Origin of the sequence: Mogibacterium timidum ATCC 33093 (genome assembly GCF_000525775.1) — a bacterium.
GTDB lineage: Bacteria > Bacillota > Clostridia > Peptostreptococcales > Anaerovoracaceae > Mogibacterium > Mogibacterium timidum.
Genome location: NZ_JALU01000004.1, coordinates 109,643 through 123,734, shown reverse-complemented (window position 1 = coordinate 123,734; position 14,092 = coordinate 109,643). Strand labels below are relative to the sequence as shown.

Genomic DNA, 14,092 nt, shown 5'->3' with positions numbered 1-14,092 from the left:
CTATTATAGCACATCGTGATGCAGTTTAGCTCATGCCTACACTGATATTCCGAACGTTACCGGCGCCGGAACAAGCTTTAGAATTTAATACCGCCCTGATGAACTGTATCACAATATTCACATCTGTAAATTCTCTTTTTAGGATCATCAAGTCTAAATCTCTGCTCTATGCCACGCTCTGTGGACGTGATACAGCGTGGATTCCTGCACTCTATTACGTTCATAAGCTGTTCAGGCAGTTTCATATGCTTTTTGGAATGGAGACTGCTGTTCTTGATAATATTGACCGTAATATGGGGATCTACAAAGCCAATTAAGTCGAAATCCAGATCGATAATCTGATCGATCTTGATTATATCCTTTTTACCATATTTACCGCTCTTCGCATTCTGGATAATCGCAACGCTGCAGTCCAGCTTGTCGAGTCGAAGCAGATTATATATAAGCATGGATTTACCGGCAGCGATATGATCCAGTACAATACCGGTTGTTACACCATCAATATTCATTATCTCAGACCTCCTTCAATACCCAGCAGCATGAGAATAAGCGCCATTCTCACGTATCTGCCGTTTTTAACCTGATCGAAGTACTTTGCTCTTGGATCATTATCCACTTCGACGGAAATCTCGTTTACTCTAGGCAGCGGATGCATGATAACCAAGTCGTCCTTGGCGGATTCCAGCTTCTGCTCATCGAGGATATATGTGTCCTTCAGTCTTACATAATCCTCTTCATTGAAGAACCTCTCCTTCTGCACTCTTGTCATGTACAGAACATCGAGATCCGGAAGCGCATACTCCAAAGAAGCAGTCTCAATCCATTTTGCGCCTGCTTCATCCATAGCGTTTTTGTTGTATGATGGAAGCTTCAGTTCCTCGGGCGAGATCAGCACAAACTCGATCCCCTCATATCTGAGTAGAGCAAGTATGAGTGAATGCACAGTTCTGCCGAACTTTAGATCCCCGCAAAATCCAATCCTGAAATTCTTGAGGCGCCCCTTGTTACGTAAAATCGTCAGCAGATCGGTGAGAGTCTGCGATGGATGCATATGGCCTCCGTCACCCGCATTTATAATCGGTATGTTGCAGGAATTTGCAGCGACAAGGGCCGCACCTTCCTTAGGATGTCTCATTGCAATTATATCTGCCAGACACTCCATTACCCTCGTAGTATCACTCACGGTTTCTCCCTTAGAAGCTGATGAGGAATTGGCATCAGAAAAGCCGATTACATTGCCGCCCAGCCCATACATCGCAGACTCAAAGCTGAGTCTGGTACGAGTGCTCGGCTCATAGAATAGAGTTGCCAGCGTCTTATGTGTGCACTTGTCCCGGTATTTCTCAGGCGACTCTATGATGTCGTTGGCCAGCGCCAGCAGCTTATCGAGTTCATCAATGTTGAGATCAGTAATGTTAATTAAATCTCTCTTAGCCATTCGATTATTCCCTTTCCTTCTTCGCTTGTTACGTACTCTTCCGCTACAGCTGTCTCCATCAGCTCACTGATTGTGCACAGGCTGAGCTTCTCAACACCGGCTGCTTCGAAGTTCTTGTCTGCCTTGGCAGTCTCATAGGTAAATATGCTGATTACGCCAAGCACCTCGGCACCGGCCTCGCGTAGAGCTTCTACAACCTCAATTGAGGATCCGCCTGTTGAAATCAAATCCTCAACAACCACAACCTTCTCGCCCACCTCGAGCTTTCCCTCGATTCTGTTGTTACGTCCATGAGTCTTGGAACTGCTTCTGACATATCCCATTGGCTTGCCTAGGATGTGCGCAGAGATTGCAGCATGAGCAATTCCGGCCGTGCTTGTACCCATGACAACATCGCACTCAGGATACTTTTCCTCAATCACTCTTGCCATCTCGTGCTCAATGACATCCCTCACCTCCGGTGCAGTGAGTGTAAGTCTGTTATCACAGTAGATTGGGCTCTTGATTCCACTCGCCCATGTAAACGGATCGTTCGGTCTCAGGAATACCGCCTTGATCCCGAGCAGTCCCTCTGCAATCTGCTTAGACTTGCTGTCCGAATTAGTCATTATTAATCTCCTCCATACATATTCTATATGCTTTAACAGGGTCATCCGCCTTGGTAATGCTCCTGCCAATCACCAGATAATCTGATCCCATTTCCTTTGCTCTCGCAGGTGTTGCAACTCTGCTCTGATCGCCCTTGGCATCTCCCAAAAGTCTGATGCCGGGTGTGACGGTTATGAAGCTGTCTGAAGTCCCTGCGTGAATCTCTTCAGACTCCCACGCCGAGCATACCACACCGTCTAAGCCTGCTTCTTGAGCATTTCTAGCGTATGCGAGCACGACATCCCTGAGTTCTCCGTTGATCTTGAGCTCGCTGTTCATAGTTTCCTGATCAGTTGAAGTCAACTGAGTTACGGCGATAATCTCAGGTCTCGCTGCACCGGTTGAGCCATCCTCCAGTCCCTCTACAGCAGCCTTCATCATCCTGATTCCACCTGCAGCATGCACGTTAACCATATCAGCACCAACCGAAGCGAGCACCTTCATAGAACTCTTAACTGTATTCGGAATATCGTGAAGCTTGAGGTCGAGGAAAACCTTGTGGCCTCCAGCCTTTATTGCTCTGACAATCGAAGGTCCCTCGCTGTAGAAAAGCTCCATGCCCACCTTGACATAGAGCTGCTCTCCTTCAAACAGATCAAGGAACGAAAGTGCCTTTTTGCCAGTCGGAAAATCGAGTGCAATTATTATCTCCGGCTTCATCTATACCACCCCTCTTATCTCTTCCAAACTCTTGATCCCAAGCTCGTCCATCCTCGGCTGCAGCTCGCTGATTATGCGAGGCATCGTCCATGGATCGATCAGATTGGCCGAACCAATCTCGATAGCCGTAGCCCCCGACATAATCATTTCAAGCACGTCATCAGCCGTCCGGATACCGCCAATACCGATAATCGGAAGCTTTACTGCGTGAAACACTTCATTTACCATGCGCTGTGCGATAGGCCTGATTGCAGGTCCGGACAGACCTGCGTATTTCATGGCAGTCACCGTTGTCCCGGTGCTGAGATCGATTCGCATAGCCTTGAAGTTGTTGATCATGCTGATTCCATCTGCACCACCGGCTGCGCAAGCCCTTGCTATCTCGGTTACATCTGTAACATTAGGTGTAAGCTTCATAAAAACAGGCAGCTTAGTAACAGCTCTCACGGCTCTCGTGATTCGCTCCGAAGCTTTCGGATCAGCTCCAAATGCAGATCCGCCATGCTCTACATTAGGGCAGCTGATATTTACCTCGAGGATATCGGCATATCCCGACGCGTCGATCTTGGACGCAACCTCAGCAAACTCTTCGGTGCTGAACCCACTGATATTTACAATGAGCGGACCCTGATAAATTTCCTTGAGGGCAGGCAAATCCACCTCGACAACGTGGTCAATGCCAGGATTCTGGAGTCCTATCGAGTTGAGCATACCGCTCGTGCACTCTGCAATACGCGGCAAATTGTTGCCATATCTGAGCTCCCTCGTAACGCTCTTGGTTACAACTCCACCCAGCACGTTGAGATCAAACAGATCCTTGTACTCCTGACCGTATCCAAAGGTGCCGCTTGCCGGCATTACCGGATTTTTGAGTTCGATTCCGGCCAGACTAACCCTGGTTACAGTTTTTCCCATTTTAGAACCTCCTTATCAAATACCGGTCCCTCCTTACACACTCTGCGGCTTCCATCCGTTGTTCTAATCGAACATCCCATGCAGGCACCAAAACCGCAACCCATGCGCGCCTCAAGGCTGAACTGGCCATGCTCAACCTTGTGATCCAATGCCCGCAGCATCGGAAGCGGTCCGCAGGCACAAGCATACTCACAACTGCTAAAAGCATCGGTTACGAAGCCCTTTTGCCCATATGATCCATCCGCCGTCATTACCGTTATATCATCGGCAAGCTGTTGAAAATCATCAAACATAAACATCTCATCAGCGGAATTATAGCCCAGTATAACCTTACAGGACTTGCCTGACATAACCATTGTCTTTAGCAGTCCGAGCATGGGCGGGATACCTATCCCGCCACCGATTATATATGCTCCATCAGTGATATCATCGATATTGTATCCATTCCCCAGCCCCGTGATACTCCTGACGTGTTCACCCTGCTCCATCTTGCTCAGAATCTCGGTCCCTCCGCCTACAACCTTGTATATAAGCGTGTACCTGTCGCTATCGTAGCTGCTGACAGAGATCGGTCTCCTGAGGAACTTTTCAGGAACCTCAACCATGGCAAACTGCCCGGGTTTAGCGAACTCGGACTTTGGAGTTTCGAGAGTCATCTTGTATATTCCATCGGCGAGCTGTTTGTTCTCAAGGATTTCGCTTCGTAAATCGCGCATTTTATCTCTCCAAATTCTCGTATACTGTGTTGCCTTCCATTATCACCATCTGCACCTTGCCATTCAGTATATGTCCATAGAAAGGCGTACACTTTCCCATAGAGCGGAAGTCCTCGCTGTCTACCCTGTAGGTATGTTCTAAATCCACCATGGTCCAGCCGTTTTGTTTGAGGCCAAACCTCTCTCTTGGTGCAACGGACATCATGTGCAACAGATGCTCCAGGCTCATTACACCAGTCTTAACCAAGTATGTGTAAAGTGCAGGAAATGCACATTCCAAACCCGTGATTCCGTTGGAACTATTGGCAAATCCACGGCGTTTCTCCTCGGCACTGTGCGGTGCATGATCAGTTGCTATCATATCCACTGTTCCGTCCAGCACGCCTGCAATCAGTGATTCTCTGTCTGCCTTGTCCTTGATTGGCGGATTCATCTTGAATCTGCCGCCGTATTCCGGACATCTGGCTATGTAATCCTCAACGTCGCTTGTATCAAATATCAGATAGTGTGGCGCAGTCTCGCAGGTCACATCAACCCCACTTTTCTTGGCATCTCTGATGACCTCGACACTTTCTTTGCAGGAAATATGGCATACATGATAACCTGCCCCGGTCTCATCAGCGAGCTTGAGATCCCTCTCAATCTGCTTCCACTCGCTCTCTCTGACCTTGCCTTCATTAAGCAGTGACTCATCCTCGCAGTGGGCAACTATCAGTTTGCCGAGCTCCTTGGCTTGATACATTGCCTCACGCATTAGTCCATCTGCCTGAACACCTCTGCCGTCATCAGAGAAAGCACACACATGAGGTGCCAGTGCCTTCATGTCGGAAAGCTTGCCCCTGCCGCTTTGCTCCATGGTTATAGTTCCGTATGGAACAACCTCGATAACAGCGTCCTTTTCGATTAGTTCAAGCTGGACTCTAAGAGTGTCCATCGTCGATGGAGCCGGCTTCAGGTTAGGCATTGTACACACTGTCGTATAGCCGCCGTGCGCTGCCGCCATGCTGCCTGTGCTGATAGTCTCCTTGTACGACTGACCCGGTTCGCGAAAATGAACATGCACATCACAGAATGATGGCAAAATAAAAGAGTTATCAGCATTGATAACTCTTTTGAAATCAAAATCACTACCGGTTTCGGATCTCAGACCGGCCTTCTCAGGAGCATCAACTACAAGCAATTCGTTAGGTACGAATTCACCAGCTTTATAAATCTTTCCGCCTTTAATTGCAGTAGTCATAGTCCCTCCAATTATGTTATTTCCTCCTCAGATAAACTCTGCATTAATCGGTAGTAGTATAACATTTTTGGTTCACACTATGTGAAGGTGTGTTAAAATCCCCTGCAAATTTTTGCTGTTAATATTATATTGTCACTTTCCTTGCGGCAATATATCACTATTCCTCAGTCGGCTCAAAGTCCTTAATCTCCGGTGGAAGTTCAAGACCGTTCTTCTCGTAATAGTCTACCAGTGCGGACTTGATTGCCTCCTCAGCCAGTACTGAACAGTGAATCTTTCTTGCCGGAAGTCCGTCAAGAGCCTCGACTACAGCTTTGTTGGACAAATCAAGAGCTTCCTTGATGTTCTTGCCCTTGATCATCTCTGTAGCCATCGAGCTTGATGCAATTGCAGATCCGCATCCGAATGTTTTGAACTTAACATCTGTGATAATATCGTTATCAATCTTGAGGTACATTCTCATGATATCACCACATGTTGGGTTGCCAACCTCACCGATGCCGTCTGCGTTCTCTATTTCACCAACGTTTCTTGGATTCTGAAAATGATCCATCACCTTTTCACTGTATAACATGTTCTCTCTCTCCCTTCTCCAGTTCGTCCCAGAATGGCGATAGCTTTCTGTAGTGCTCAACCACTTCGTGAACCTTCTCTATGATGTAATCAACCTGCTCCTCTGTGTTCTCCTCATTGAGGCTGAATCTGAGCGATCCGTGAGCTGCCTCTACAGGAACTCCCATTCCTACCAGAACGTGGCTCGGGTCGAGCGATTCGCTTGTACAAGCGGAACCGGACGAACACTCGATGCCATACATGTCCAGAGCGAGCAGCAACGACTCTCCCTCAACTCCTTCAAACGAGTAATTTACATTTCCGGGGAGTCTCTTTACAGGGTCGCCGTTTAGCTGCGAATAAGGAATATCTGACAAGCCCTTAATAAGTCGGTCTCTCAGCGCAGCCGTCTTGCGAGCATTCTCCTCCATATGGAGAACTCCATCCTCCAGTGCAGCAGCGAGGGCGGCGTTGCCCGGAACGTTAACTGTACCGGCTCTCTTGCCTCTCTCCTGAGCTCCGCCTTCGATTACGTTGATAAGTCTGATGCCGTTCCTGGCATAGAGAGCCCCAACACCCTTAGGTCCGTGGAACTTGTGTGCTGACATAGATAACATATCAATGTTCATTGCCTGTACATCTATCGGCAGGTGTGCTACTGCCTGAACTGCATCTGTGTGGAACAAAACCCTCTTATCATGGCACAGCTTTCCGATCTCTGCAATTGGCTGAATCGCTCCCATCTCATTGTTAGCAAACATAATGGATACGAGTGCTGTATCCTCTCTGATTGCATTCTCCACATCTTTGACATCTACGATGCCGTTAGGCTGTGGCTTAAGCAGTGTAACCTCAAAGCCTTCCTTCTCCAGTTTTGCCAAAGTGTGAAGGATAGCATGATGCTCGATGTTGAGCGAAATCAAGTGCTTCTTGCCCTTCTTAACAAGACCGCGAGCTGCCGAAATCAGTGCCTGGTTGTCTGCTTCGCTTCCGCCGGAAGTGAAGTAAATCTCATTAGGCTTGGCAGCGTTGATAGCCTCAGCCACCTTAGCTCTGGATTCATCCAGCTTCTCCTGAGCGACCTGCCCATCTGTATGAAGACTGTTAGGATTGCCGTTGTAATTCTTGAGACAATCCAGCAGTGTATTGAGTGCGACATCGTTTAGATAAGTTGTTGCCGCATTGTCTGCGTAAACTTTCATAGCTCCCTCCCCAGTGTTAAATTTAGTCATCTGTACATTCGCTATTATAGACCTCTAATCCCTACTAAGTCAATAGGAATTAGCAGCGACTGCGAACAGCATTGATTCTACGCGTCTTGATCTTACATCAGCTTGTCAACGTTACCGCTTATCAGATCCTGCAGCGAGATGTTGTCCAGATACTCATCGATAACCTTATCAAGCCCGATCCATAGCGGAAGCGTGACGCACGAATCAGCTCTGCCGCAATTAACCTCACCGGACTTGATGCAGTCAACCGGAGCAAGACTGCCCTCGGTGATGCGGAGAATCTCCCCTATGTTGTAATCCTCAGGAGATCTTATCAGCCTGTAACCACCCTTCTTGCCTCGAAAGCTGCGTAGGAGACCTCCTTTATTGAGCATAGACACTACGTTCTCCAAATACTTCATCGACAGCTTCTGGCGCTCCGATATGTCCGCAAGCGAGATATATCCTCCGTTATCGTGGTTTGCAAGATCAATCATGACCATAAGAGCGTATCGACCTTTTGTTGAAACAATCATGTGCCATTCCTCTCCTTGCATCTTGAGTATTTTACCTTACAACAGAAGAATAACATATTGCACACAACCAATCAAGCCTTTTCCTATTATTCATATAGGAATTTAGTGTTTAAAAAACCGAGCAAAACCGGCCCCGTCACATCCTACCGGGATATGACTAATTCGCTGTTCTGCTCGAAATTCACACTTACCTACAGCTGGTACATCCTGTACATGTTTGCGTAGATTCCGTCCTTTTCTATCAATTCATCGTGTGTTCCCTCTTCAGCAATTCCGTCCTGATTGAGCACGAGGATGCGATCTGCATTCTTGATCGTCGTCAGTCTGTGAGCAATTGTAATAGTAGTTCTGCCCTTGGACAGCTCGGCAAGCGATTGCTGCACCAGCATCTCGCTCTCGTTGTCCAGCGCTGAAGTAGCCTCATCGAGGATAAGTATAGGTGGATTTTTGAGAAACACCCTGGCAATACTAATCCTCTGCTTCTGTCCTCCGGAAAGCTTCATGCCGCGTTCGCCGACGCTCGTGTTATATCCGTCTGACATCTCTCTGATAAAATCATCTGCTCCCGCAAGCTTTGCAGCCTTCTCTATTTCCTCCATCCTCGCACCCGGCTTGCCGTAAGCGATATTACCCGCGATAGTATCCGAGAACAAATATACATCCTGCTGCACCATTCCTATCTGGGATCGTAGCGATTTGCATGTCACATTCCTAATATCATGGCCGTCGACTTCAATACTACCGTCTGTAACATCGTAGAACCTGGGAATCAAGTTGCAGAATGTGGTCTTACCTGCCCCTGACGGTCCGACAAGGGCGACGTTCTCACCCGGCTTGATATTGAGATTAATCCCGTTAAGGATATCCTCACTGTCGTTATATCTAAACGTAACATCTTTAAATTCTATCTCACCCGTAAGCCTTGGCAGTTCCTCTGCGTCCGGGGCATCATCGATTTCAACCGGCTCGTCCATCACCTCTATGAATCTCTCAATTCCGGTCATTCCGCGTTGGAATTGCTCGGTAAACTCTACGATTCTCCTCACAGCCTCCAGCAGCACTCCTACATACATGAGGAAAGCTATGAAATCACCGGTGGTGATTCTGCCGTTCTTTAGCTCAAACGAGCCCACTAGGATTACCGCAATATACATCAAGCCGTCGAAGGTGCGAGTCACTCCTCTAAATCCTGCCATCGCTTTATAACCGACGGCCTTTACATCAAGGAACCGTGAGTTATCCGCCTCGAAGCGTTCCTGCTCGTAGTCTTCATTTGCAAAGGATTTGGACACCTTGATACCAAGCAGACTATCCTCGACATGGGAGTTTATCTCGCCGAGCCCGACCCTCTGCAGCTTAAATGCACGGCGCATCTTCTTGCGAAAAGCGTAGGTTGCAGCAATCATAATCGGAATGATTGCAAACATCAAAATTGTAAGTGTAGTATCGATTCTGATAAGTAATACAAATCCAAGCACAATCTTGAGAGCGGCAATCCAGTACTCCTCCGGGCAGTGATGTGCAAACTCAGTGATATCAAAAAGGTCGCTGGTGATTCTCGATATGAGCTGTCCCGTCTTATTCTCGCTGTAATACGAATACGACAGACTCTGGCACTTCTCGTACAGATCGCGGCGCATGTCTGTTTCGATTTTGGCACCCATCACATGTCCGGTGTTCTGCATGTAGTAGTTCGCGACAACATCAACGCCTCTAAGTACTACATAAATCATAGCAATCCTGATGATCAGGCCGGACGTAAATGATGCGAAATCGCTTGCAACAACGTTACTTATGTATCTGATTAACAGCGGCAGCACTATATCGCTCACCGTCGTAAACGAAGCACAAACAAGATCGAAAATTAAAATTGCCAGATACGGCTTAAAATACGGTACAAATCTGCCAATCAGGTATCGTGACGACATGATTTTGTTATCTCCAGATTCTGTCATAATTAATCCCTTTCTGTAAATGTCTGTAGAATAAGAACGCAATTAGTGCACCTTCTAAAACAGATGTCAATGTCAGCGCCCACCACGCTCCGGTTATAGAATTAGCGACATGTATAAATACCAATGCGAGCGGTATCCTAAGCACTTTTGCTCCAATGCTGATGTATGCCGGCAGCTTCGTTTCACCTATTCCGTTGAATGCACCGCATGAAATTGCCGACAGGCATATGAAAATCTGTGAGATAGCCTGAATCCTCAGGTACACTCCTCCAAGCTGAACAACATTTTCTTCATGCAAGAAAATCCGAAATATCGGAACTGCAAACAGCAAAAAAGCAGCTGATATGATAGCTCCATACAATGTCATCATGCGAATGGCCGACCTATATCCGGCTTTAATACGATTGCCTTTTTTTGCTCCGAAATTTCTTGCGGTAAAGCTCGTCATAGCAAGTGAAAATCCGTCGGCCACCATCCATGTTACGGATTCTATCATTCCGCCAACACGCTGAATTGCAAGTACGGAATCACCATACCTGACAACTATTCTGGAGATAACGATGCTTACAAGAGCAAAGAAGACAGTCTGAAGCGCAGGAGGAAGACCCAGCTTAAAAATCCTCATAAATTCCCGAACCTCTATTCTCCCCAGCAGCTCAAGCTCCACAAACAGATGATTATCTCTAATCATAGCGATAATATAAAGTATCAGAACTATCAGCTGCGATAATACAGTTGCTATGGCCGCACCATAGACTCCTAGGCGAGGAAATCCGATGGCTCCAAACATTAAAATCGGATCCAGCAGCATATTGATCACAACGCCTGTGCTGTTGAAATACAAAGGAGTTCTACTATCACCCATCGATGTAAATTGACCGTTTATAACCGTGTTAAGCCCGTAAATCGGCATACCTATGCCTACTATAAGTGTATATACATGTGCCATAGCTATAGTTGATCGGTTATTCAGATGGAAAAATCCGATAAAATTTCCTCTGAATACACATATTATCGATGAATACAGAACCATGAAAATTACAGCTTGCCTTATTGCCACAGAGGCGATTTTACGTGCTCCATGAAGGTTTGCCGCGCCCAATTCTTTTCCGGTCAGTATCTGTCCGCCGAATTGCGGTATCATAGCTACACCCTGACCAATCCAAATGATCTGACCTGCTGTTGCAACTGCTGCGACTGCGTTGCTTCCCAGCAGGCCCACCCAAGCAGTGTCAACCAGCGTATACGCCATCTGAATGAGCATTGATCCCATGATTGGCAACGCCAGCGCCATCAGAGCTCCGGTGATATTCCCATTTTCCAAATCAACAACTCTGCTATTAACCTTTGTCATTCTATTTACTTGCTTCCCCTTTATGGATGATGTTGATTATATCACATGAACAATTCTTAGGTGTTTTCTCAATTACACACAATAAATTGTTGAACTTTCCCGGCAACAGATAGTATCACAATTATCATATACTAATTATCCGGGAGGTTTACCTTGAACCTATACAAAAGCTTATCTCCTCGCAAACAGTATCTGCTACACTACCTGGGATGGACGCTCGCGGGTAACGTAATATTCGCAATCGGCGTAAATGTGATAATTACACCGATGAATCTGTATAACGGTGGATTTACGGGAATGGCACAGCTGTTGAGGCTATTTTTTGTAAACGTGCTTCACGTTCCTGTTCTCCCCGGATTGGATGTAGTCGGCATACTTTACTTCCTGTTGAACCTACCTCTTCTGATCGTATCGTACAAGGTTGTCGGCAAAGAATTCTGCATCACATCCGTGGTATCGATCACGCTGTGCTCGGTTGCCCTCGGAATAATGCCGATTCCAGAAGAGCCAATTTTCAACGACTACCTCACTGCATGCCTCATCGGCGGAGTAGTAGCGGGAATCGGCGCGGGTATGGTGCTTAGAGCCGGTAGTTCGCAGGGCGGACAGGATATAATCGGAGTAATAGTGTCGGTGCTCAATCCCAACCACAGCGTCGGTAAGATCAGTATCATGATCAACATCGGAGTCTATATTATCTGTCTGTTCCTCTTCAACGTTGAAATAGTCGCTTATTCACTTATATATACGACAGTTCTGGCAATTGCGCTCGACCGTGTTCATATACAGAACATCAATATGGAGGCTATGATATTCACCAAAAAGCCCGGTGTTGAAGAGGCAATCATGAAAGAGCTGAAGCGAGGTGTTACCAATTGGACCGGAACTGGCGCTTATACTAAAGAGACCTCAAACGTCATAATTACGATTATCTCAAAATACGAAGTAAACAAGCTGTTAGATATTGTCAAATCAGTTGATTCAGACGCTTTCGTAATAGTCACTGAGGGCGCACACATATACGGAAACTTCGAAAAGAGATTGACTAAATAGCAAAATCGGAGCGTGAGACCATACTCCGACTGTAAGTCCGCCGGACATGTGCAGCGGAGGCCGGTCAGGGTATAATTTACGTTTTCATCTGACTTGGATTCGATAATCGCCACCGCCGGGTAAATTTTGACCATAGCGACGGCTTTCTTGACATCGTGCATGTCTGCCCATAAGTCTCACGCTCTCATTTTCACTTTACCAAATACTCCTTCCCAAAGACATCCACAACTATGTATGCGACATTGCCCCTGGATATGAACCTTATGTCGTCATAGTCATCTGTAACGCTGATTTCTGCGGAAAATTCACCTGTATAATCCGGGTCTATCATGATGTAGTCAATTAATGATTCCGGATTTGACCTGCATGCCGCTTCCAACAGATCGCGATCCTTGTGCTGCACGTATCCAATCTCAAGCTCCGGTCTGAATGCCATCAACTTAGCATGGCAAAGCTTCTTGCCATTCTCCAGTTCATCCTCTCTGACTATTTTGATTATTGCATCTGTACGGTATGTATGTTCTTCCCCATTTCCGTAGAACAGGTAGTTTGACTCGCACGCATCAAGCCTCTTTTTGGCCGTTCCGAGCGCCAGATTCTCAATATCACAGCCTATCCACATCCTGCCCATCGAGTTAGCAGCCTCGAGAAAGGATCCGGATCCGCAGAAAAAATCGCCAACCAGGTCACCCCTCTTTGTGCAGGAACTGATAATCCGTATCATCAGCTCAAGCGGCTTCTGTGTAGCGTAACCATTCCTCTCGCCGGAAGTCCTGCCCACCATATCTATACTCCATACGTCCTTCATATTTACAAGGGTATACCATCCATATTCGTCCTGATACTCCTCAACTCCCCTGAACCTATATGGCTTGAAATCACGGTTGTATGACTTTTCCTTGGGAACATTCAGATAATATTTGCTCGACTTGCTGTACATCAGAATTGTGTCGTGCTTACGGGAGAAATGTGTCCTGGCACTGCCTCCGGACTTATACTTCCAGATAATCTCATTGCGCATGTTCTCATACCCGAATATCTCATCCATCACCAGCTTGACATAGTGCGCCGAATGCCAGTCCAGATGCACCCAAATAAGTCCATCATCAGCTAGCAGCCTTTTCATCATCACTAGCCGCGAGGTCATATTCTCGACGTATTGTTCTATGCTACGATCGAATGTGTCATCGTACGCCAGATGTTTAACCTTACGGTTCTTGCCGTCGCTGCCCTTGATCGTAACAGTCGCATCGTATTTCGACCTGGTGAAGAATGGCGGATCTATGTAAATACATTTGAACTTGCCCTCATACCCGTTCATCAGCAACCAGCTCATGAACTCGAGATTGTTACCGAGAGCAAGTATGTTATTGCGCATTGCTGTCTCTGATTCGTCAGGTTCATCACCAAAGCTGACAGATCCGAACGAATCATATATGTGTCGTTCCATAACCTTAAACGGCTGAGCTACAGGCTCATCACCGTGCTCAATACCGCGAATTATACTTTCTGCTATGCCCAGGACTTTGTTCATGCTTCACCTTTCCAATCGTATATGATTTAATCAGATATTTAATGATTATAGATGATTGATATTGGAATGTCTATTTGTAAATAAAGTACCCCGGCACTATGCGATGCGCCGCGATATTCGCTGCGCATTTGCAAGCACCAAGGGTAAAACCAGTCTTAGCGTACAGCACTACCCTGTACAATCAGCTAAAATTGCCTAGAACTCTGCATACGTAAATGTCGGGCTGCTGAGCATACTTCCAAACAATGAAAATATATACAGCAAAGCCATAAACAAGAAC

14 protein-coding genes are annotated in these 14,092 nt (G+C 46.7%); 1 reads left to right on the top strand and 13 read right to left on the bottom strand.

Features of this window, described 5'->3' with window-relative positions; all coding sequences use genetic code 11:
• Positions 1-77: 77 nt before the first annotated feature.
• The 12 genes from HMPREF0581_RS01530 to HMPREF0581_RS01475 all read right to left on the bottom strand — a co-directional run bounded on the left by HMPREF0581_RS01530 (position 78) and on the right by HMPREF0581_RS01475 (position 11,225).
• Positions 78-509, bottom strand: a complete 432-nt coding sequence (locus tag HMPREF0581_RS01530) for an aspartate carbamoyltransferase regulatory subunit (protein ID WP_009644073.1) — start codon at positions 507-509, stop codon at positions 78-80.
• The gene (gene pyrB / locus HMPREF0581_RS01525; protein WP_036379712.1) at positions 509-1,438 is read right to left on the bottom strand and encodes an aspartate carbamoyltransferase; all 930 of its coding nucleotides are present in this window, start codon (positions 1,436-1,438) and stop codon (positions 509-511) included. Before pyrB ends, HMPREF0581_RS01530 begins: the two co-directional genes overlap by 1 nt.
• Positions 1,420-2,046 (bottom strand): orotate phosphoribosyltransferase, encoded by a 627-nt coding sequence (gene pyrE, locus HMPREF0581_RS01520; RefSeq protein ID WP_009644107.1) that lies wholly within the window; start codon positions 2,044-2,046, stop codon positions 1,420-1,422. The genes pyrB and pyrE overlap by 19 nt, the downstream gene beginning before the upstream one ends.
• On the bottom strand, positions 2,039-2,746 hold the full coding sequence (gene pyrF / locus HMPREF0581_RS01515; protein ID WP_009644118.1) for an orotidine-5'-phosphate decarboxylase: 708 nt from the start codon (positions 2,744-2,746) through the stop codon (positions 2,039-2,041). Before pyrF ends, pyrE begins: the two co-directional genes overlap by 8 nt.
• A complete protein-coding gene (locus HMPREF0581_RS01510) occupies positions 2,747-3,661 on the bottom strand; it encodes a dihydroorotate dehydrogenase (RefSeq protein WP_036379710.1) in 915 nt (304 codons plus the stop codon). It lies immediately after the preceding gene.
• Positions 3,646-4,377, bottom strand: coding sequence for a dihydroorotate dehydrogenase electron transfer subunit (locus tag HMPREF0581_RS01505; protein WP_009644081.1), 732 nt, complete (start codon positions 4,375-4,377; stop codon positions 3,646-3,648). Before HMPREF0581_RS01505 ends, HMPREF0581_RS01510 begins: the two co-directional genes overlap by 16 nt.
• A gap of 1 nt (position 4,378) precedes the next feature.
• Positions 4,379-5,617 (bottom strand): dihydroorotase, encoded by a 1,239-nt coding sequence (locus HMPREF0581_RS01500; protein ID WP_009644116.1) that lies wholly within the window; start codon positions 5,615-5,617, stop codon positions 4,379-4,381.
• A 157-nt stretch (positions 5,618-5,774) separates the two neighbouring features.
• On the bottom strand, positions 5,775-6,191 hold the full coding sequence (nifU, locus tag HMPREF0581_RS01495) for a Fe-S cluster assembly scaffold protein NifU (RefSeq protein ID WP_009644096.1): 417 nt from the start codon (positions 6,189-6,191) through the stop codon (positions 5,775-5,777).
• On the bottom strand, positions 6,178-7,371 hold the full coding sequence (locus HMPREF0581_RS01490; protein ID WP_009644135.1) for a cysteine desulfurase family protein: 1,194 nt from the start codon (positions 7,369-7,371) through the stop codon (positions 6,178-6,180). The genes nifU and HMPREF0581_RS01490 overlap by 14 nt, the downstream gene beginning before the upstream one ends.
• 122 nt (positions 7,372-7,493) lie before the next feature.
• Complete coding sequence (locus HMPREF0581_RS01485) at positions 7,494-7,916, bottom strand: RrF2 family transcriptional regulator (protein ID WP_009644144.1); 423 nt, start codon at positions 7,914-7,916, stop codon at positions 7,494-7,496.
• A 191-nt stretch (positions 7,917-8,107) separates the two neighbouring features.
• On the bottom strand, positions 8,108-9,844 hold the full coding sequence (locus HMPREF0581_RS01480; RefSeq protein WP_036379826.1) for an ABC transporter ATP-binding protein: 1,737 nt from the start codon (positions 9,842-9,844) through the stop codon (positions 8,108-8,110).
• Between the two features lie 7 nt (positions 9,845-9,851).
• Positions 9,852-11,225 (bottom strand): MATE family efflux transporter, encoded by a 1,374-nt coding sequence (locus HMPREF0581_RS01475; RefSeq protein WP_036379707.1) that lies wholly within the window; start codon positions 11,223-11,225, stop codon positions 9,852-9,854.
• A gap of 153 nt (positions 11,226-11,378) precedes the next feature.
• On the opposite strand from HMPREF0581_RS01475, the gene HMPREF0581_RS01470 reads away from it, so the two are divergent.
• Positions 11,379-12,278 carry a YitT family protein gene (locus HMPREF0581_RS01470; RefSeq protein ID WP_084645302.1) on the top strand — a complete coding sequence of 300 codons (900 nt, stop codon included), beginning with the start codon at positions 11,379-11,381 and terminating at the stop codon, positions 12,276-12,278.
• A gap of 190 nt (positions 12,279-12,468) precedes the next feature.
• On the opposite strand, the gene HMPREF0581_RS01465 is transcribed toward HMPREF0581_RS01470, so the two are convergent.
• Positions 12,469-13,812, bottom strand: coding sequence for a DNA-methyltransferase (locus HMPREF0581_RS01465; RefSeq protein WP_036379705.1), 1,344 nt, complete (start codon positions 13,810-13,812; stop codon positions 12,469-12,471).
• Between the last annotated feature and the right edge of the window lie 280 nt (positions 13,813-14,092).

Excerpts from the sequence above, each read along its gene's own strand:
- HMPREF0581_RS01530 (WP_009644073.1), bottom strand. The coding sequence starts at position 509 with ATGAATATTGATGGTGTAACAACCGGTATTGTACTGGATCATATCGCT.
- pyrB (WP_036379712.1), bottom strand. The coding sequence starts at position 1,438 with ATGGCTAAGAGAGATTTAATTAACATTACTGATCTCAACATTGATGAA.
- pyrE (WP_009644107.1), bottom strand. The coding sequence starts at position 2,046 with ATGACTAATTCGGACAGCAAGTCTAAGCAGATTGCAGAGGGACTGCTC.
- pyrF (WP_009644118.1), bottom strand. The coding sequence starts at position 2,746 with ATGAAGCCGGAGATAATAATTGCACTCGATTTTCCGACTGGCAAAAAG.
- HMPREF0581_RS01510 (WP_036379710.1), bottom strand. The coding sequence starts at position 3,661 with ATGGGAAAAACTGTAACCAGGGTTAGTCTGGCCGGAATCGAACTCAAA.
- HMPREF0581_RS01505 (WP_009644081.1), bottom strand. The coding sequence starts at position 4,377 with ATGCGCGATTTACGAAGCGAAATCCTTGAGAACAAACAGCTCGCCGAT.
- HMPREF0581_RS01500 (WP_009644116.1), bottom strand. The coding sequence starts at position 5,617 with ATGACTACTGCAATTAAAGGCGGAAAGATTTATAAAGCTGGTGAATTC.
- nifU (WP_009644096.1), bottom strand. The coding sequence starts at position 6,191 with ATGTTATACAGTGAAAAGGTGATGGATCATTTTCAGAATCCAAGAAAC.
- HMPREF0581_RS01490 (WP_009644135.1), bottom strand. The coding sequence starts at position 7,371 with ATGAAAGTTTACGCAGACAATGCGGCAACAACTTATCTAAACGATGTC.
- HMPREF0581_RS01485 (WP_009644144.1), bottom strand. The coding sequence starts at position 7,916 with ATGATTGTTTCAACAAAAGGTCGATACGCTCTTATGGTCATGATTGAT.
- HMPREF0581_RS01480 (WP_036379826.1), bottom strand. The coding sequence starts at position 9,844 with ATGTCGTCACGATACCTGATTGGCAGATTTGTACCGTATTTTAAGCCG.
- HMPREF0581_RS01475 (WP_036379707.1), bottom strand. The coding sequence starts at position 11,225 with ATGACAAAGGTTAATAGCAGAGTTGTTGATTTGGAAAATGGGAATATC.
- HMPREF0581_RS01465 (WP_036379705.1), bottom strand. The coding sequence starts at position 13,812 with ATGAACAAAGTCCTGGGCATAGCAGAAAGTATAATTCGCGGTATTGAG.